Raw genomic sequence first — 19,985 nt, 5'->3', positions numbered from 1 at the left:
CAAAGCTGTAAATCAATGTTCTGTTATATCGAACAGACGTTAAGTTATAGTATTCTCCTGTACTGAGTACTATATCTTTACGAAAATCCTCAGTTTGATATTGTTTATTCCTTTCTGTAAAGGAAAAAAAGCAAGGAAATAAAAATATTAAAAGGAGTTTTTTCATAATGGATAGTGTTTATTTTCTGTCTTTTAAGATTAATTCAAGGAAGGGCAAACCGCCTCTTTCCTGATACCGTAAAAACCAATCTTTCTGGTCATGGTATTCTTCGGGGACTTTTTTGAGAAGTTCCCCCTCTTTTCGTTCAGGATATTCACTTGGAGTTTTAGTCCGTATAAATGTTTTGCCTTTGGTAGTGTAATCAGGATAGATGTATTCTATATCTTCTGTTTTATCGCTTTTATCGCCTACCCATTTCATCTTGTACAAGCCTGATATTCCTCCAAAACCAGCCTCTACTCCTCGTATGATTTTTTCTTTGGGGTAAAAAGTAGCGTTATCAAACTCGTAAGCAGTAGAAAATTTTTCGGTTTTAGGATCGAACAGATAAATATAGATAATGCTGGAACCAAAAGCACCTGTTGTCCACCAATCTATATTAAAATCATTAATACTATCGCCGTTGGCATCGAAAACAGAATCGTGCACGGCATAAGTGAAGTCGTCTATATACGAGAGTTTCTTTCTAAAAGTGCGGTTTTTTTCTATTTTGTACACTTCTACTAATGATTCTATTATCCTATCATCAATATGAACCACTACATAAGGTTGGTTGTTAAAGAACTTACCTGCTTTGATAGTAGTTTTGGCTATGCTGTCTTTAGAAAAGTAAGTGTACAGCCAATTTTCTTCTCCTTTATAAAGCGAATCGACCTTTTGCAGGGCATCTTTTACAATAGCAACAAGCTCAGGGTTAGGATCATCAGTTACCACGTTTTCAAAATTGGAAGAGGTGAGCGTTTTAATGCTATCCTGCAGGATGGTGATGCCTTCTTTTTCTTGTTTATCGGTTGTGGAGGTATTTTTACAAGCGGATAAAGCTAAGAGAGTGAATGTTATGTAAAGAAATTTTTTCATATTTTGAGAATTTACGAATTTATGAATTTGCTAATTAAATGCGTAGGCAGTCCCATTACGTTGTTATAAGAACCTTCGATAGCGATAACGCCTATATGCCCAATCCATTCTTGGATGCCGTAAGCTCCTGCTTTGTCGAATGGTTGATATTTAGTTATGTAATAGCTGATTTCGTCGTTAGAAAGTTCTTTGAAAGTTACTTTGGTGATGCAGTGTTCAGTAACTTGCTTTTCATCAGTGGTAAAGCATACGGAAGTAATCACCTCGTGGGTCTTGCCAGAGAGCGAATGCAACATTGCAAAGGCATCGGCGGTGTCTTTAGGTTTACCCAAGGCTTTGCCCTCGTGCCACACGATGGTATCGGAAGTGAGGAGCACGCAGTTAGGAGGTATTTCTCCTGCAAAAGGTGTGGCTTTTAGTTGTGCCAAATAATCAGTGATTTGTTCGCGCTGCAGGTGTGTAGGGTAAGTTTCGTCTACGGGTTTGAGAATGACCTCATAGGGGAGGTCTAACTCTTTTAGGAACTGCTGGCGGCGCGGAGAGCCTGAGGCAAGGATTATTTTTTTCATATTTGTTGATTTATCGAGGCAAGCAGAATCAAATCAGTAGATAGATTTCTATTAATAATCTATTTTCTTTTTTCCATTGAATCCAGCCTTTCTCATTTGTATTGTTATCACTTTGTATTTCAATCCAATCTTTTTTCACTCCTATTATATTGAATGTAGCATCGGTATCTTTTAGTTTAATGATTTTCGACTTTTCAAAAGGTTCTTTTCGCAAGGGATTTTTGCTCCAATCTAAATTGGAAATTCCTGTAGTATTTTTTAAAAAATCTTCCCAAGATATGAATTTTGTTTGTGCTTTGGATACCAAATATTCTTCACCATTTGCCGATAAAACTTTATAGTATTCTCTTTGGTCACCGAGACAAACGATATAAAAAATATTATATTCAGGTTTGAAGAATATTGGTACTATATACTTAGGAGTGTATATATATTCGTTTAAACTCTTGTTAAAAGTCTGACTGTTAATAGTTATGATATCACTTTCTACTTTCACTAAACCAATTCCGAGGCTCTTTGTTTTATTATAAAACTCATAGCTTGAACTTTTTTGTGCATTTCCTATAAGAGATAAAAAGAAAAATGTACAAAAGAAGAACAAATATATGTGATAGTAATATTTTTTCATTTTTAATATAACAACTAATGAGGCATCAAATCTTTATCAGTATATTTTTGTAAATATTTGAGTTTGTTTTGTAAGAAATAGTCGGCATATCGAGTGTATTGTTCTGTTTCGTAGAAGTATAAGAGCCCTGAGCGATAATCGTTGATATCTAGATTGTTAGTAGAGAATATGGGGATGATATCTTCATTCATTAGCACAACGCTTTCGGTAAGGCGAGCAGTTCGTTTGTTGCCATCGATAAAAGGTTGCAACTTGGCTATATTGCAATGCAGATAAACGGCTCTCTCTAATGGATTGGAGAGGTTTGCTTGCTGCGCTATGATATGGTCTAAACTCTCTTCTATTGCTGTAGGTGAAGCCAGTGGAACATAATCGCTACCCGCTATGCGCACGGCTCTTTTTCTAATAATGCCACGCTCGCGGTCGTCAACTAATTCATCGAGGAGTTGTGAGTGCATTTGCATTAAGAACCTCTTGTCTATCACCTCTTTGTTGCCACTTTTTATATGTTGTAATTCAGCTATAAAGGTGTTGTACAAGTTCTTGAGCATCTTGGCATCTTCGAATTTTTTTGCTGAGGTAATACCGTCTTTGAGCAAGGTTTCAGTTTCTACGAAACTATAGGTATTGCCTTCTATTTTTCCAGAATAATAAGACCACACCACGGCTAACTCTCTTATTTCGTTGGAGTAGAGTTCACTCAAAGGCGAGATGGCGTTATTCTCTAAAATAATATCTGATAACTTCTTTTGATAGTCGTTGAATATTGGTTTCATATTTATTTCATTTCATCGCAATAATATACTGAGATAAAATTGCTAATAGTATCTCTTTTGTCTTTGCTACCCAAAATTTTTGTCTTTTCTTTTGATGATAAATATATCCAACCACCAGCATTTACTTCGTATTCATAAATATGATTCTTATAGCGCAAAGACCCTTTTACATTAGACTGAAAAGAACCATAACACGTATGCCATTCTTGCGTAGATATTTCAGGAAGTCTTTTTAAAAATGTGATTATAGCCTCTTTAGTAGGCACTTTCCAACCAAATTCTACCTCTCCCTTATCCTCGTTAGGAATATAAGAAAGAATTTCATCTTTCCCTTTTGAAGACTGTGCATTTCCTCTATTCCAAAAGATAAAAACTACTATAAATAAAAACGCTATTTTTCTCATAAAAAATACAATAAATTAATGATTATGAAATATTTTCAGTAGTATCAATCTTTAGATTAAGAAATGTAACTGTCAAGGTAAGTATACATTAAAGGAGCAATATACACCTTACTGATTGATATAGAATTTTTGCCCTAAATAAGGTTTTAGGTATTCGTGTTCGAGGCTTTTTTCGAGCATTTGGCGTTCGAGGTCACAACGAAATACTTCACCTTTGAGGTATTTTTCAATCATTAGGGAGGCGATAGGTCCGGCAACACGAGCTCCGTAATAACCATTTTCTACAAATACGGCGATAGCTATTTTAGGGTCTTCTACAGGAGCAAAGGCAACAAATATAGAGTGGTCGGTAAGTTGCATACGCTTGCCATTGACCCTGATGAAGTTCTCGGCTGTTCCTGTTTTTGCCGCAATATTGATGCCATCAATTTGAGTACGGCGCGCAGTACCAGCTAAATAAGCCATATTCATTCCTTTGATTACGGGCTCGAAGTGTTTAGGGTCTATAGTGGTGTGCTTGGGCACAGTGTATTCTTGAAAAGGGGTTTGTTTGTTGTCTATCTGTTTTACAATATGAGGAGTGTAGAAATACCCTTTATTGGCAATAGCAGCCATTACATTGGCGAGCTGTATGGGGGTGGTGAGTATTTCACCTTGCCCGATAGCGTTGGAAATATTGCTTGTGCCGTTCCATCGTTTAACGCCATATTGTTTGTCGTACAGAGCGGTATTAGGCACTTTGCCCGCACGCCCTGTAGGGAGGTCACAGCCGAGGAAGCCGCCAAGTCCAAAACTGCGCACGTGAGCGTTCCATTTGTCCATACCTACTGCTGAGGTGGTTTTCATATCGATGACGCGCTTGTAAGTATTGGCAAAATAGGCATTACAAGAGAGTGCGATACCGTGTAAAAGGTCGTTAGAACTACGTCCGCAGTGGCAGCGCATAATATGTCCGCCATAGCGATAGCCCCCGCCACAGCTGAACACACTTTGAGGAGTGATGACCCCTTCCTGCAAGCCGATGAGCGCATTTATTACTTTGAAAGGAGACCCTGGGGGATATTCGGCGAGTAGTGTACGGTCGTAGAGAGGTTTGGCGATAGAATCGTTGTAGAGAGCGGTGTAGTTTTTGGAGCGTTCGCGTCCTACTAACAAGGCGGGGTCGAAAGTAGGGGCGGAGATGAGAGCGAGAATTTCGCCTGTTTTAGGTTCAATGGCAACAATACCGCCGTGTTTGTGTTGCATCAGTTGTTCGCCATAAGCCTGCAAGCCTATATCGATAGTGAGTTGCAAGGGTTGCCCCATAATAGGCAGGGTATCCATCGCGCCATTTTTATAACGTTCGATAGCAGCGTTGTGCTTGTCCTTTTGGAAGTATTGTACTCCTTTCTTGCCGCGCAAAAACTCTTCGTATTGTTTTTCAACTCCGCTACGCCCGATGAGTTCACCAGCGAGGTAGTAAGGATTTTTTTTGAGTTCCCATTCGTTTACTTCACTTATGTAGCCCAATACATTCCCTGCATTGTGAGTGAGGTAACTGCGGAGCATACGTTTTTGTATATAGAAACCTTGGAATTTGCGCATTTTTTCTTGGAGTATGGCGTAATCGTCTTTGGAGAGTTGGTGTACGATTACCGATGGTTTTTTGCGCGAATAGTCGCGAGCTTTTTGGAGACGTTCTCTAAAGTCGTTTTTTTCAAGTTCTAACAAGCTACAGAGTTCGAGAGTATCTAAATTTTTCACTTCGCTGGGAATAACCATCACGTCGTAAGCGGGTTGATTAGAGACCAAGAGTTCGCCGTTGCGGTCGTAGATATAGCCGCGTTCGGGGTAGTCGTAAACAGTTTCGATAGCGATATTATCGATGCTGTTGCTATCGTCGTGGAAGACGATTTGCAGGAAGAACAATCGCAACAAGATTACGACGGCAGTGAATATGATAATGATGGGCAGCAGGAGTTTTCTCATTTTTTATTTTTACTAAACAGATAAATAGTGAGCAAGCAAACGATGATAGTGAAGATAGATGCCCCTATAATTTTAGTAAAAGTAAGTAGCAAATGGTTGAAATTGAATATTTCTAAGAAATAGAATAGGGTGTGATGCACTACCACCATTAGGGTTGTATAACTAAAGATTTTGGTGAATGGATAGCTGGCTAAGTCCATTTCTTGATACTCAAAATTCCTGCCAAAGACGATGAGTAAGATACTTTTTCGGCAGTAGGCTATCAATACACAACTGGCGGCGTGCAAGCCTCCAGTGTTAGAAAAAATATCTATACAGAGACCTATAACAAAGGCAGCTAACAGATAGGGTACTTGATTTTCACGATAAGGAGCTACCAAAAGGAACACGATGTAAATCATCGGGTTTACATAGCCCCAGTACTCTATATGATTGAAAATAAGCACTTGTAAAAGTACTAAAGCTATGAATAGAAAGGTATTTTTTACAAGTGGGTGCGTCATTTTGGGTTTTGTTTTTCTAAAGCTGAAATAGTATCTTTATCTTTGTTTTCAATGAGGTATACATAATCGAGGTTAGACATATCGGTAAAGAGCCAAACATCGATGATGAAGGTATTATCGAACTTGCTTTTCTCGAAATGCACAATTTTACCAATAGGGATTCCTTTAGGGAAAATGTTAGACATACCACCTGTTACGATGGTGTCGCCGTTTTGGATAGGGGCGATATTTGGGACTTCGAGTAATTGTACTTTGTTTACTTCTTTGGTATTCCAGTGTAGAGAACCGAAATGCTGGGTACGTTTTACCATTGCATTGAGGGCTGAACGGCTGTTGAGCACGCTCTGTACAGTTGCAAAATGACCTGAAGTGTTTTCTATAATTCCTACAACACCTCGTGGTGAGAGTACGCCCATATCCTGTTTTACGCCATCTTTACTACCTTTATCAATAGTGAGGTAGTTTTTTTGGAGGCGGAAACTGTTATTGATTACATTAGCTTTTAGGACTTTGTACTTCAGTGAATCGGTGGTGAAGCCGAGGCTATCAACACCTTTTGTTTGTCGCAACTGTTCTTGCATTTGGAGTACTTGGTCGCGCAAGTTGCGGTTTTCTTCGGTTAAGGCTTCATTTTGGCTTTTCAAACTGAAGTACTGCGCCCAATAGTTAGAAAAAGCATAAAGTTTCCCCGATAGGGCATTTGCCGAATTGATATAGGCACTTTGAGGGTAATAATTACTTCTAAAAACCAAACCAATAGCGCATAGAAACAGCAGGAGGAACACGAAAAAGTTCCTCGTTCTAATGAAAAATTGGATGATTTGGTTCATAGTTATTTAGCTAAGAAGTAAGAGGTAAGAGATAAGAAGTGAGGTTCCGTTTCTTACCTCTTATCTCTTATCTCCTACTTAAGTAGGATGCTTCTAAATTTATTGATATTTTTTAGGGTGATACCGGTACCACGTACAACGGCGCGCAAAGGATCTTCGGCTACATATACGGGGAGGTCGGTTTTCATAGAGATACGCTTGTCTAAACCGCGGAGCATAGAGCCCCCACCAGCCATATAAATACCGGTATTGTAGATATCGGCGGCGAGTTCAGGAGGTGTTTGAGAAAGGGTTTCCATAATAGCGTCCTCAATACGCAAAATAGATTTATCGAGGGCTTTTACCATTTCGCGGTAAGATACTTGCACTTGTTTAGGTTTGCCAGTGAGCAAGTCGCGCCCTTGTACCATAATGTCATCGGGTGGAGCATCGAGGTCTTCGGTGGCAGCACCTACGGTGATTTTGATATTCTCGGCAGTACTTTCACCCACGTAGAGGTTGTGCTGGGTGCGCATATAGTGAACGATATCGGAGTTGAAGATGTCCCCCGCGATTTTCACTGATTTGTCGCATACGATACCTCCGAGGGCAATGACAGCGATTTCGGTAGTACCCCCACCTATATCGATAATCATATTACCTTTCGGTTGCATAATGTCGAGCCCAATACCAATAGCGGCTGCCATAGGTTCGTGCACGAGGTAGATATCCTTACCATTTACGCGTTCACACGATTCGCGAACGGCACGAGTTTCCACTTCGGTAATCCCTGAAGGGATACACACCACCATACGCAATGATGGAGAAAAGAAGCGTTTGCGCAAAGCGGGGATGCTTTTGATGAGCATACCAATCATTTGCTCGGAAGCGTCGAAGTCGGCAATCACCCCGTCTTTTAGGGGGCGTACGGTAGTGATGTTAGGGTGAGTTTTCCCTTGCATCAAGCGAGCTTCTTGCCCGACGGCTATAATTTTTTTGTTTGTTCTATCTAATGCTACAATAGAAGGGCTATCGACTACCACCTTGTCATTATGAATGATAAGTGTATTGGCAGTACCCAAATCTATTGCTATTTCTTCTGTTAAGAAATCGAAAAAACCCATATTTTATTTCTTTCTGTTGTATGTTTATCTTAAAAATCAATTAGATAAGTATCTGAAAGGATACTTTTTTAGCGGGTGCAATTTTACGAAAAAAAAATAAGGTGAGCAAATAATTGATTAAAAAAATAAAAAATTCAAATAATAGGGAGTGTTCTATTATTTGAATTTTGAGTTATAAAGGTAAGATTTTTAATGTTTTAAGTGAATTATAAAACAGGAGTTTCTTATATTTGTTGAGAGGTTAAAAAATCATATATCAAATTTTTAAATAGAGTGCTTGGCTAATTGTTTTTACAAAGTAGGTAAAATGACTGATTATTAAAGTAATCGTTACTATGTAGGCGTTTGCAAAACGCCCCTACAAAGTATGACACAAAAAAGGCTATTATTGATTATGCAAAGTTAGCAGGAAAGCGTATTCTTTTGCAGTTTCTTTTAGGGCTTCAAAGCGTCCTGAGGCACCGCCGTGACCAGCTTCCATATTGGTATCTAAATACAGCGGATGGTCGTCGGTTTTGAGTTCTCGCAGTTTAGCTACCCATTTGGCGGGCTCCCAATACTGAACTTGTGAGTCGTGTAAACCGGTACTCACGTACATTGCTGGATAGGCTTGGGCTCGCACTTGGTCATAAGGCGAATAGGAGAGCATATAATTGTAATATTCCTCGTTATTAGGATTTCCCCACTCGTCGTATTCGCCCGTAGTGAGTGGAATACTGTCGTCGAGCATTGTGGTTACCACATCCACAAAAGGCACTGATGCGATAATGCCCTTATACAATTGCGGTGCCATATTCACCACGGCACCCATTAGCAAACCTCCAGCCGAGCCACCTTCGGCAAATAGATGTTCGGGAGAGATGTAGCCTTCGGCGATGAGGTACTGAGAACAAGCGATAAAATCGGTAAATGTGTTTTTCTTTTTGAGGAGTTTGCCATCTTCATACCATTGGCGACCTAAATACTCTCCTCCGCGGATATGTGCAATAGCATAGATAAAACCGCGGTCTAACAAGCTCAAACGAGTGGTAGAAAAATAAGGATTGATGGTTACTCCGTACGAGCCATAACCGTAGAGTAACAAAGGATTTTGCCCGTTTTTCACTATGTCTTTGCGGTAGATGAGCGAAATAGGAACTTTTACTCCGTCAGGGGCAGTTGCCCAAAGGCGTTCTTCTATATAATTATCTTTGTTGAAGTTCCCACCTAATACTTCTTGTTCTTTTAGTAGGCGCTCTTCGCCAGTGCGCATATTATATTCTATAATAGAAGCAGGAGTTGCCAATGATTGGTAGTTGTAGCGGAGCCATTCGGTGTTGAAATCTATATTTTGAGTAGTATAAGCAGTATAAGTTTCGCTATCAAAGGGGAGGTAATGCGTTTTTGAGCCATCCCACGAGCGTATTTGTATACGTTCTAAGCCGTTGTACACTTCTTCGACTACCAAGAAATCTTTAAAAATCTCGATATCGTTGAGGCGTACTTCGGGACGATGGGCTATTACCTCTTCCCAATGCTCGGAAGTTGTAGCACTTTCGGGGGTACGCATCAGTTTGAAGTTGGTCGCGCCATCTTTATTGGTGAGGATATAAAAATACTCCTCATAATGAGCGATATCGTACTCCAAGCCACGTGTGCGGGGTTGGAATACTTTGAAAGCCTCGAGAGGGGTATTGGCATTCAAGATTTGATATTCGGATGTAAGGGTACTCTCGCTTCCTATCACAAGGTATTTGCGAGACTTTTCGCGGTAGACGAACACATCGAAAGTATCGTCTTTTTCGTGGAAAATCAGTACATCGCCTTTGGGGTCAGTACCTAAAATATGGCGGTATACTTTGAAAGAGCGCAGGGTTTGCTGGTTGTTCTTCACGTAGAAAATGGTACGACTATCGGCTGCCCAAATTGCTTGTCCGTTAGTATTTTTAATTTTATAGGGCAGTATTTCACCTGTGCTGAGGTTCTTGATTTGCAGGGTATATTGCCGGCGAGATACCGTATCTACCCCAAAAACTGCCCACTGGTTGTCGTCGCTTATGGCAAAGCTATCGAGGTGAAAGTAGGCTTTGCCTTTAGCCATCGCATTACAATCGAAAAGCACTTCTTCGAGAGTTTTGATCGTTTCCTTGTAGCGCACATAAATAGGATAATCTTTACCTTCTTCATAACGAGTTTGATACCAATAACCGTTGTAAAAGTAAGGCACAGAACTGTCGTTTTCTTTGATGCGGCTTTTCATTTCGGCAAAGAGCGTTTCTTGCAAAGGTTTGGTGTGTGCTGTTTGCGCCTGATAATAGGCGTTTTCGGCTTCTAAATAAGCAATAACTTCAGGGTTTTCGCGCTCGCGCATCCAATAGTAATTATCGGTGCGTTTGTTGCCAAATTCGGTGAATATATGAGGTATTTGTTTAGCTTTAGGAGGGTGTGATTGAGGTTTATTCATTTGATATGATATATGTTTTTTTGTCAATTCCGATACCTTTTAAAGTGATTTTTTTCCAATGTGTAGGCATTACAGTTTTCAGTTGTTGTATGCCTTTTTCTTCGGATATATCTAAGCCTCCAAAGCCCATCATCACCGTTTGTAATACGCCTCCTGCTCCAGTGAGGAAATAAGGAGTCTTACCATTTTTGGTTTCAGCCATTACTCTAAAAGGAGGTAAGAGGTTAGGGTGATAGGCTTCAGTAAAGTACTTATAAGCCTTTTCGCGGTCGCCTAATCGGCTGTATAAGAGAGAGAATATAGCCTGAGTCATCGCAGGAGTATCGTTGTAAGGCACTTTATCTTTGTAATACTCTAAATCTTTGTGTATTTGCTTTTTGTCGGTAATTACTTTTAACGGATAAGCTAATAGGTTTACATCGGCTTGCTTGATTGCTTGCCCCGTATAGCTATCGTGTTCACGGGTTACGCCATTATCCATTGTGCTGAAAACGAGCTGTTCGGCTATGGTTTTCCATTGAGGGTTAGTTTTTATCCCTAATACTTTAGCAGCAGCAGTAGCGTAGAGCAAATTCAGTTTAGCAGCTGCATTGGTATAGGCGTTGTTATCTACATTTTCAGCCCATTCATCGGCACATACTACGTTTTTGATTTGATAGGGAGCTTGTTCACTCACACGGCTTTGCCAAAAGGTAGCGGTACTTTCTAAAATGGGGTAGCCTATGCGGCGCAACCATTCTTTATCCTTAGTTACACAATAGTAATTCCATACTGCTATAGCTACATCGGCAGTGATGTGATGCTCGTAAGTACCTGTTAGTGCCCATACGGGGGTATCTTCTTCTCCTGATGTGGCACTTTCCCAAGGAAACATCGCCCCTTGATAACCGTGTAGAGCAGCGTTGTGTTGGGCGCGTTCTAACCTTTGATAGCGATAGTTGAGGAGGTTTTTAGCTATTTCGGGGTGCAATAATAGCAAAGGGGGATACATCCACATTTCGGTATCCCAAAATATGTGTCCCATATACCCTGTGTGGCTTAACCCATAAGGAGAAAGAGAAAAGGAATGGAGCTCACTTACCGATGCGTATAAGTGGTATAACATATTGTGGATGTCCTGATTAGCCTGTGCATCTCCCTCAATCTCAATGTTGCTTTCCCATAGTTTTGCCCACTGTTTGTTATGTCCTGCGAGTAGCGCCTCGTGTCCCTGCAAGAAAGCATAAGTACAGAGTCTTTCGGCTTGATTATAAGGGTCGGCAGAGTGCTGAGAGCTTATTAGGTTGCCAATTAGTGAGAAAGAATAGGTTTCGCCTGCTTTTAGTCTATGAGTGAATTGCATTAGGTGACTATTGTAGTCTCTCATTTCGTGCAATATTTGGGGAGTGTCACCGTATTTTTTATCGAAAAGAAAAGCGTTACTCACTGCTACTTTGGCATTCCCTGCTGGTGTTTGAGCCACCGTAGTAAGCAATGGGATATGAGCGTGAGGCGGATTGATTTCATTGAAGTAGTTTTCAGGGTTGCGGAAGCCATCGGGGGTGGTTAGAATGTTCTCTGCCAGAAGTGTAATATCGCGCAAAGGGGTAATGCTGATGTCTAACAGCAAGGTGTGAGGCAAGTGCCTCAAGGCATAATAAGTGTAGGTAACTTTAGCTTTGTTTTTAAAGCTGAAGTGACCTGAGAACGCCCCATTGCGCATATCTAATTCTTGAGTGAAATCACTAACAGAATGAGTGTTGATATCCTCGTAATCAATAGCCATTCGCAGTTGTAATGGATTGATATTAGGCATAGCCGAAACTACCCTACTTTTGCCGTAATCGTACAACCCTGCTATGATTACTTGGTCTATTTGTAGGGGTACAGCAGAAGAACGCATCCCTATCATTCCATTGCCTATTGTAACCCCGTAATAGTTCGCGGGGTTGATGGTCTCTGCTTTGAGCAACCACGGGTCTTGGGCATTCAGTGAAGCACAGCAAATGAAACCTATAATGAAAAAGAATTGTTTCATAATCACTTGATACTTATAGCCAAGCCGCCACTGGGGGCAAGGCGTTGTTTGAGTTTGGTTTTTTGAGTTACTTTCATTGTTTTGATGGAGTAACTATTGGGATTGGTACGCCAATCGGCATTTTTACCGTCGGTGTAGAGGGTAGCGGTATAGGTTTTTCCTTTGGGTAGAAAACTGAAATCAACGAGAGCTTCACGGGCGTTTTCATCGGTAATAGCACCTATGAACCACTCGTTTTTACCTTTGGCTTTGCGGGCAATGGTGATGTAATCGCCGGGTTCGGCTTCTAAAATATAAGTATTATCCCAGTCGGCTGCTACATCTTTGATAAATTGGAAAGCATCGAGGTGTTTTTCGTAGTTCTCGGGCAAGTCGGCTGCCATTTGCAACGGACTGTACATTGTTACGTAGAGTGCTAACTGCTTCACAAGAGTAGTACTACGTTTGGCTTTGTTGTTGCCATATCGGCTCAAATCGCCTTCAAAAATACCAGGGGTATAGTCCATAGCGCCACCCATTAAGCGGGTGAAGGGGAGGATAGTAGTATGTTCGGGACGATTGCCGTTGAACGACTCAAATTCGGTACCGCGTGCACTCTCTTGGGCTACCCAGTTAGGGTAAGTACGGCTCATACCGGTAGGTCGCACCGCCTCGTGAGAATTGACCATTATGCGGTACTTAGCAGCAGTTTCGGCTACATAGTTGTAGTGGTTTACCATCCATTGTCCGTCGTGGTATTCGCTGCGCGGAATGATAGGTCCAACATAACCTGTTTTCACGGCGTCGTAACCGTTGTCGTTCATAAATCGGAAAGCCTCGTGCAGGTGGCGTTCGTAATCAACTACTGAGGAGGTAGTTTCGTGGTGCATAATCAGTTTTACTCCTTTGGCAGCGGCGTATTGGTGTAGTGCTTGTACATCAAAATCGGGGTAAGCTTTGGTAAAGCTGTAGATGCGCTCTTTGTCGTAAGCATAATTATCTTCCCAGCCCTCGTTCCAACCTTCCACAAGAACGGCATCAAAACCGTGTTGAGCGGCAAAATCGATGTATTGTTTTACGTGCTCGGTATTAGCACCGTGATGTCCGTTAGGTTTTAGTTTTGTATAATCGGTAACGCCAATGGTAATATCGCGGTCATCGGAGTAAGCCCACGTACTGCCGCCTCCTATGAAATACTCCCACCAAACGCCTATGTATTTAGTAGGGTGAATCCAAGAAGTATCGGCGATTTTACAGGGTTCGTTGAGGTTGAGGATAAGGTTAGAAGCTAAAATATCACGGGCATCATCGCTTACTACTATCGTACGCCACGGCGTTACGCTACCTGTTTGAATATAGCCTTTTACCCCATTCTTATCGGGGACTAAATGAGCTGATAACTGATGTTTGGTAGCACTGACGTTGAGCATCATCGAAGGGTAATTCACCAAAGCAGCCTCGTGCAGATTGATGTACAATCCATCATTTGATTTGAGCATCAAAGGCGTTTGTACGGCTACATTGGGAGTAGGAGCTTTGGCAGCCAAAGGCTCTTCGCGCACTTTGTCGATAAGTTTAGGAATTTCTGAAATAGCAGAAGTGGTAATAGGAAACTCGTTTGTATCGTAGTCAGCGGGAATCCAAAAAGCCTTGTGGTTACCCGAAAGTTGGAAAGTAGTAAGCTCTTCTTGAATTCTAAAGTGACGAAAGTTAGCTTGCACTGGAAATTCATAACGGAAACCTAAACCATCGTTGAACAAGCGAAACCGCAAGTACAATTGTCGTCCGTTGTTTTTCTGAGTGAGACGGACGAACATTTCTTTGTGATGGTCGCGTATTTCTTTGTTTTCGCCCAATACGGGTTGCCATACACTATTAGCTTCAGCAAATTGAACATCTGTGATTTCAAAATTGCTGTTGAAATCCTCCTTTTGGTTGATTACAAACCCCAGAGCACTCTCGCTGATGACTGTTTTGCCTTTGAAAGTTAAGGCATACATAGGCGTACCTTTTTCAGTAAGCTGAAATGAGAGTTTGAGGTTCCCGTTAGGAGATGAAAGAGTTTGCGCAAAAAGAAGAGGCGCAACACACAACATACATACAATAGTGATAATAAACTTTTTCATTGGTTAAATATTTTTGTTATTATTTCTTACCTGATAAAAATTCTTGTAAGATAATGGTAGCACTTATTTCATCGATGAGCGCCTTATTTTGGCGTTGTTTTTTTTTTAGTCCGCTATCAATCATCGTTTGGAAAGCGAGTTTAGAGGTAAAGCGCTCGTCTTGGCGATGTATAGAGATTGTAGGGAATTCTTTTTGCAATTGTGTTATAAACTGCTGAATGTGAGTTTCTACGCTGGAATCCTCGTTATTGAGTCGTTTAGGTTGCCCAATTACAAAGGCTTCTACGGCTTCCTCGGCAGTATATTTTTTTAGGAAAGCGAGTAGGGTAGGGGTTTCTACTGTGCAAAGCCCTGAAGCGATGATTTGCAGGGGGTCGGTTACAGCAATACCTGTGCGTTTGGTTCCGTAGTCTATAGCTAAAATGCGCATAATTAATTTGTTGATTTGTCAATTTGTCGACTTGCTGATTTCACCAATCGAATGGCAATAACTGTTTCTAAGGCTATAAAATAGAAAGTAGGTAAGGCTATAAAAAGTAGTTCGTATAGGGGTTGAGAGTTTGTGAGTTTTTCTAAAGGTAAACAGAAGAGAATCACAGCTATAAGTCGCAGTACAAAGCCCGCTACAAAGGCAAAGGCAGTGTATTGGGGGCGTTTTAGGTGTACCACAAGAATGATGATAAACACTAAAACTGAAATGCCACAATGAAAAAGCAATAACTTATCTAATGAATAGAACAAGCTAACACCTTGTGATTCTATACTATAGTTGTAGCAGCTGTACAAAGTACCAGTACCTATTGCCCAACCTGCCAAATACCAAAAACTACAAATGGCTATACGCATAGCCATTTGTAGTTTTGCTTGTGAGGAGTTACTCTGCTTATTTATTGACTTTTTCAAGGGGTTGAGGTTTGTTGTCATTTACAAAAGATTTAGCCCCTTTCATTGTACAAGTTACGTTGAATACAGCACCTGGTTCGATAGCAAGTTTATCGACGTGTACTTCACCTTCTACCACAGCGGTTGATTTTAAGCTGAGTACACTACTTACTTTTAGGGTACCAGTTACTTTGCCTTCGATATCGGCGTTTTCGCAAATCACAGTGCCTTTAATTACACCGGTTCTGCCTATCACCAATTTACCAGAAGTTTCAAAAGTACCTTCTACTTCTCCATCAATTCTAAAATCGGATTTAGAGTGGATTTCTCCTTTGAATTTTGTTTCCGCTACGATGCGGTTGCTGCTTCCTAATGTATTGTCTGCTGCCATAATGTTTCTATTATCTCTTTCTTTGTTGTTAAATATAGCCATTGTATTTCGTTTTACAAATACAGAGACAAAGGTATAATAATTTTTTTGAAACTACAAATTTTTGATATTGTTTTATTTTGTTATATTCTGTAAAGTATTATTTTATAGAATGTTATGTGATAAAAAACTTTGGTAAATTTTATATTGAAACCTGACGCCTAATTCCTATTTCACTCCGTGCATCAGTTTTTTCACAAATGGATTAATGAGGATGATGAGCACTCCTGCTACGGCAGGCACGATGGTGAATATCAAGAAAAAGGTAGAGAGGCTATATTCTTTGGTGATATTCTCTATTTGTCCGCCCACCACAGCTGCTAATTTATGGCCAATAGCGACGGCGAGGTACCATACGCCAAACATAAAGGCAATCATTCGAGCAGGAACGAGCTTAGAGACGTACGAAAGTCCCACAGGGGAAAGGCAGAGTTCTCCCATTGTGTTGAACATATAGGCAAATACGAGCCATAGCATACTCACTTTTATCCCTTGGGTAACGCCATACGCTCCAATAGCTAACAAGCCGAACCCAATGGAGAGCATCAGTAATCCGAGTCCGTATTTTACGGCTGCAGGAGGGTTGAAACGGCTATCCCACCAACGAGAGAATATGCTTGCTAAAGCAATGATAAAAAAGGAGTTCAGTATAGAAAACCACGAAGTAGTAGCCTCTACCCAGTTGTCGCGTTCTTCTTTTACTTGAGCGACGATGAGTCCGTTATCGGTATTGAGAGTTGTGCCGCGTTGTTTAGCCCATTGTACTTTTTCGGTATCGGCATAGGCGAAGGAAGTATTCTTGTTGTTCTTGCTGAGTAGTTTGATTTCTTGCCCTACGTTTAGACGAGCATCGGTTACACCTATAATGGTAGTGCGCTCAACGATTTTCAGTTCGGGGTGGGCGTTGCGGTTTTCCTCTGTAATAGGTATATAGGTGGTGTGGTTATCAGCATCTACTTGTTCGTAGGCTTTATACGCCACACTGTAAGCTGTGGTTTTGAAATCGCGGTTGAGCATCCACACGGCGATACCCCACACGAGAGTGAAGCACACCAAGAGCACAATTACTGCGGGGAATATCTTTTTGTACGTTTTCTTTATCAGCAGGAAAAGCACATAGGTGATGAGCAATAGCGGAATTACGGTGAGTAGTGCATTAAAAATGTTGTAAATTGTTGCCCAATTGCCGTGCAATTCACGCTCTACATTGTCGCGGGCGAAAATTACTAATGAGGAAGCTCCTTGCTCGAAAGCGAGCCAGAAGAAGACTACAAAGAAACCAAAGATAACCACGGTGAGCATACGGTCGCGCACTATGGGAGTGTAACGTACAATACGACTGCCTATCAGGTAAAAGAAGGCGATGACCCCTATAATTACCATCACGTATTGCCCTTTTAGTGCGGGCATTGAAGCCCACGCAAAGAGGTCGATGTTCCATATTTTGGAAAGAGGGTCGTTGAGGGCATAGCCAATTCCTATGATTGCCGCGAGGGCTATAAGGATTTTATCAACGGTAGTGAATGGGTTGCGTTTATCTTCCTCGTTGTGTGTTATTTCTTGTGGGGTATCAGTTGTAGTTTGCGGTTTACTGCCTATATCACCAAAAAGCGGTTTGGCAAACCAAAACTGTATGGTACCTAAAAGCATAAAAACTCCCGCTAAACCGAAGCCCCAATTCCAGCCAATGCGTTCAGCTAAGTAGCCACAGAGCATCATCCCGAAAAAAGCACCCGAGTTTACCCCCATATAAAAAATCGTATAAGCAGCGTCTTTCTTTTCAGGGAGATCTTTGTACATCTGAGAGACGAAAGATACCATATTAGGTTTGAAAAAACCTGTGCCGATAATCAAGAGGGCGAGACCTAAGTAGAGTGAAAATTCAGTCTCAAAAGCCATCGATACGTGTCCTAAGGTGATAATTACTGCTCCTATGATTACAGCCCAGCGGTAGCCGGTAATTTTATCGGCAATCATACCGCCTAAGATAGGAGTAAGGTAGAGGAGCATCACATAAGTACCGAAGAGTGCCCCAGCATTTTCGGTGCTCCACGCCCAACCAGGATTGTAGCCTATGAGGGTCATTGTGAGGAAATTGATGAGAAGTACGCGCATCCCGTAGAAGGAGAAGCGTTCCCACATTTCAGTAAAGAAGAGCACGAATAGCCCCGCAGGGTGTCCTAATACTTGTGTGTCGAAAATTGTCTTTTTTGTCATAAAACTTGTTACCTATTAACTGAAGATATCCCACTTGATGCCTAACCTGATAATAAAATCTCTGTATGGCTGGCGTGGAGCTGAATAGTAGTTGTAAGGATTTCCTATTTTTAGCCAATTGCTCACGGGCACCTGCCATTGTTCTAAGGAGAAGAAAATACGCATTGTGCGCACTTTGGCGTTGAAGAAGAAATCAAACATCGGGAAACTACCTGTTTTTTCGGTTGTTTGTACCGCAAATTCTCCTAATAGTGGGTTGTACTGATTGGCGTAGTATTTCGTAAAATAATTGAAACCTATACCCGTTTGTAAGTACATTGCCTTGTTGAACAAGTGTGAAGCGAAGTAAAAACTATTGCGGGTTACGAAAGTAGGCACATTGAGGATGTCGCTATCTTGCACTACTTGTTGGTAGAGCATTGTATTATCCAATCCCCATTTGCCAAATTTGAACTCTTTTTGTACTTTTAGTTGCAAATATTGAATGTTACCACTGTACTGCTCAGGGCGTACTTGTCCTAAAGTTTCTACTTGAAAATAAGTGTAATCGTTGAGGTTGGTGAGACTTAGTGAAGCATTTCCCCATTGAGTTTTCAAATCGCCATAGAGCGTTTGGGTATTCTGTTTTTTAAACGATGAATAATTGTCCCAATTAAACTGTTTGTAGTCGCTTTGGTAGAGCAAATAGTTGAAATTAGGCATAGCCGAATGTAATTCAGCACCAGCAGTAATACTGTTTTTATCGTTGAAAGCATAAGCGAGTTTGCCGCTGAGTTTAGTACCCGTCATTTTGCCTATAAAGGTTTGTTCTCCTTCAGCTTCTATGCTAAAACCGCCTACTTTTTTGTGCCATTGTATCCCTAAACTCAGGTCGGTATCCTTGATTTGGTGGCGTTGTAACACCCCCGATACGAAGTAAGCATTTTGGAAGTAATAGTTATAGAAATAAGCATTCCCAAAGAGGAAAGTTCTGCCCAAATACGGCAATTCAAGTTCAGCCCCTGCGCGGTTGGTCATTCGTTGTAAGCGTGCTTTGTCGTGTAAGTTTTTGGGTACGTATGCTTCTCCAAAATAATTGCTACTTTGAGTTTCGTCATAAGTATAGAACTCAGTTTCGTAATTAAACAAATGGCGGAAGCGTATTTGCTTGTATGAAGCTAACGAATCGCGGTTGCGCAAAAAAGCGTAGTCGTGTTGCAAAAAATAGCGTTTGCTCTCGCGAGAATTCTCGGCATAGAGCAATTGCACATCTATGGTTGCTCGATTTTTAAACTGCTGTTCACCGCCTTCAAACTGCTCAGGCGTTACAATGCCTCCATTCTCCTGGCTGGTGATATCGTGAGAGACAAAATGCGCAAAAGCGGTGTATTTTTTGTTAGGTGATACGTACGAAAATCCTGCCCTAAAATTGCCATTGCTCACCAAGATACGTTGGTATTTACCGAGCGAACGCAAACCTTTGTAGGCGATGAAGAAATTGAAATTTGGCTGTAAGTTTATGGAAAATAGGGTGTTTAGAAACTGACCTTGCTCCATACCGCTTTTGTAAGTGAACTCGGTAAGGGGGGTAGGCAAATGGTAGTAAGTAATCTCCTCGGGGGTGAGGTAGAGTTGTTTTTTAGCTTCAGCTCCCATAGAAGGCACATAGTCCTGATGGCGGAAATCGTAAGCCATAGTGTTATAAGGTTGCCCCATATTAGAGAAAGGCATCTTGCCAAACATATCCTTGCCCCATTCGTTGTTCAGGTAATACTTCTGCATCGTAAGCGAGGTGTCTATAGAGGTAGTATCGCGGGTATAGGTGATGATTTTATAGTCGCGTGCTGTGAAAGTAATACTGTCTTTCTTTTTTTTAGGACGTAGTGATTTGAAGGTTACGCCTCCCTCTTTGCCATTAGGAGTTCCCTCCTCTTCTTGAGCAAAAGAGAGTAAAGGAAATAGTGCCCCAATGAAGAAATATATTAAGTGTTTCAAGGTCATTCTTTTCTATTTGGGGGCAAAGATACAAAAAACAATTAATAATTGATAATTA

At 41.1% G+C, this 19,985-nt stretch carries 17 protein-coding genes; all 17 read right to left on the bottom strand.

From position 1 onward, the window contains the following. Window positions 1–178: 178 nt before the first annotated feature. The 17 genes from HMPREF9073_RS12530 to HMPREF9073_RS12450 all read right to left on the bottom strand — a co-directional run bounded on the left by HMPREF9073_RS12530 (window position 179) and on the right by HMPREF9073_RS12450 (window position 19,933). Entirely contained in the window at window positions 179–1,078 is a 900-nt protein-coding gene (locus tag HMPREF9073_RS12530) for a hypothetical protein (protein ID WP_009414150.1), read from the bottom strand. 11 nt (window positions 1,079–1,089) lie between these two features. After that, window positions 1,090–1,647 carry a Maf-like protein gene (locus HMPREF9073_RS12525; protein ID WP_009414149.1) on the bottom strand — a complete coding sequence of 186 codons (558 nt, stop codon included), beginning with the start codon at window positions 1,645–1,647 and terminating at the stop codon, window positions 1,090–1,092. Between the two features lie 28 nt (window positions 1,648–1,675). Continuing rightward, window positions 1,676–2,275, bottom strand: coding sequence for a hypothetical protein (locus tag HMPREF9073_RS12520; RefSeq protein ID WP_009414148.1), 600 nt, complete (start codon window positions 2,273–2,275; stop codon window positions 1,676–1,678). 14 nt (window positions 2,276–2,289) lie between these two features. Beyond that, window positions 2,290–3,051: a Fic family protein gene (locus HMPREF9073_RS12515; RefSeq protein WP_009414147.1), complete on the bottom strand. Its 762-nt coding sequence runs from the start codon at window positions 3,049–3,051 to the stop codon at window positions 2,290–2,292. Between the two features lie 2 nt (window positions 3,052–3,053). Beyond that, window positions 3,054–3,455, bottom strand: coding sequence for a hypothetical protein (locus tag HMPREF9073_RS12510; protein ID WP_009414146.1), 402 nt, complete (start codon window positions 3,453–3,455; stop codon window positions 3,054–3,056). A 108-nt stretch (window positions 3,456–3,563) separates the two neighbouring features. After that, window positions 3,564–5,423: a penicillin-binding protein 2 gene (gene mrdA, locus HMPREF9073_RS12505; protein ID WP_034555932.1), complete on the bottom strand. Its 1,860-nt coding sequence runs from the start codon at window positions 5,421–5,423 to the stop codon at window positions 3,564–3,566. Next, window positions 5,420–5,926: a rod shape-determining protein MreD gene (mreD, locus tag HMPREF9073_RS12500; RefSeq protein WP_009414143.1), complete on the bottom strand. Its 507-nt coding sequence runs from the start codon at window positions 5,924–5,926 to the stop codon at window positions 5,420–5,422. The genes mrdA and mreD overlap by 4 nt, the downstream gene beginning before the upstream one ends. After that, window positions 5,923–6,756, bottom strand: a complete 834-nt coding sequence (mreC, locus tag HMPREF9073_RS12495; protein WP_009414142.1) for a rod shape-determining protein MreC — start codon at window positions 6,754–6,756, stop codon at window positions 5,923–5,925. Before mreC ends, mreD begins: the two co-directional genes overlap by 4 nt. Before the next feature lie 74 nt (window positions 6,757–6,830). Next, window positions 6,831–7,859 carry a rod shape-determining protein gene (locus tag HMPREF9073_RS12490; protein ID WP_002680118.1) on the bottom strand — a complete coding sequence of 343 codons (1,029 nt, stop codon included), beginning with the start codon at window positions 7,857–7,859 and terminating at the stop codon, window positions 6,831–6,833. A 385-nt stretch (window positions 7,860–8,244) separates the two neighbouring features. Further along, window positions 8,245–10,302: an oligopeptidase B gene (locus tag HMPREF9073_RS12485; RefSeq protein WP_009414141.1), complete on the bottom strand. Its 2,058-nt coding sequence runs from the start codon at window positions 10,300–10,302 to the stop codon at window positions 8,245–8,247. Next, window positions 10,295–12,319: a glycoside hydrolase family 65 protein gene (locus HMPREF9073_RS12480; protein WP_009414140.1), complete on the bottom strand. Its 2,025-nt coding sequence runs from the start codon at window positions 12,317–12,319 to the stop codon at window positions 10,295–10,297. The genes HMPREF9073_RS12485 and HMPREF9073_RS12480 overlap by 8 nt, the downstream gene beginning before the upstream one ends. 2 nt (window positions 12,320–12,321) lie before the next feature. After that, entirely contained in the window at window positions 12,322–14,424 is a 2,103-nt protein-coding gene (locus tag HMPREF9073_RS12475; RefSeq protein WP_009414139.1) for a glycoside hydrolase family 97 protein, read from the bottom strand. Window positions 14,425–14,443: 19 nt separating this feature from the next. After that, window positions 14,444–14,854, bottom strand: coding sequence for a Holliday junction resolvase RuvX (gene ruvX / locus HMPREF9073_RS12470; protein ID WP_009414138.1), 411 nt, complete (start codon window positions 14,852–14,854; stop codon window positions 14,444–14,446). A gap of 2 nt (window positions 14,855–14,856) precedes the next feature. Continuing rightward, a complete protein-coding gene (locus tag HMPREF9073_RS12465) occupies window positions 14,857–15,270 on the bottom strand; it encodes a hypothetical protein (protein WP_232212967.1) in 414 nt (137 codons plus the stop codon). Window positions 15,271–15,307: 37 nt separating this feature from the next. After that, on the bottom strand, window positions 15,308–15,739 hold the full coding sequence (locus HMPREF9073_RS12460) for a polymer-forming cytoskeletal protein (RefSeq protein WP_002680142.1): 432 nt from the start codon (window positions 15,737–15,739) through the stop codon (window positions 15,308–15,310). A 165-nt stretch (window positions 15,740–15,904) separates the two neighbouring features. Continuing rightward, window positions 15,905–17,953 carry a peptide MFS transporter gene (locus HMPREF9073_RS12455; RefSeq protein WP_009414136.1) on the bottom strand — a complete coding sequence of 683 codons (2,049 nt, stop codon included), beginning with the start codon at window positions 17,951–17,953 and terminating at the stop codon, window positions 15,905–15,907. Window positions 17,954–17,968: 15 nt separating this feature from the next. Continuing rightward, window positions 17,969–19,933: a putative porin gene (locus tag HMPREF9073_RS12450; RefSeq protein WP_009414135.1), complete on the bottom strand. Its 1,965-nt coding sequence runs from the start codon at window positions 19,931–19,933 to the stop codon at window positions 17,969–17,971. Between the last annotated feature and the right edge of the window lie 52 nt (window positions 19,934–19,985).

Origin of the sequence: Capnocytophaga sp. oral taxon 326 str. F0382 (genome assembly GCF_000318295.1) — a bacterium.
Classification (GTDB): Bacteria; Bacteroidota; Bacteroidia; order Flavobacteriales; family Flavobacteriaceae; genus Capnocytophaga; species Capnocytophaga periodontitidis.
The sequence above is the reverse complement of the archived record's forward strand: the minus strand, read 5'-3'. Positions and strand labels throughout refer to the sequence as shown.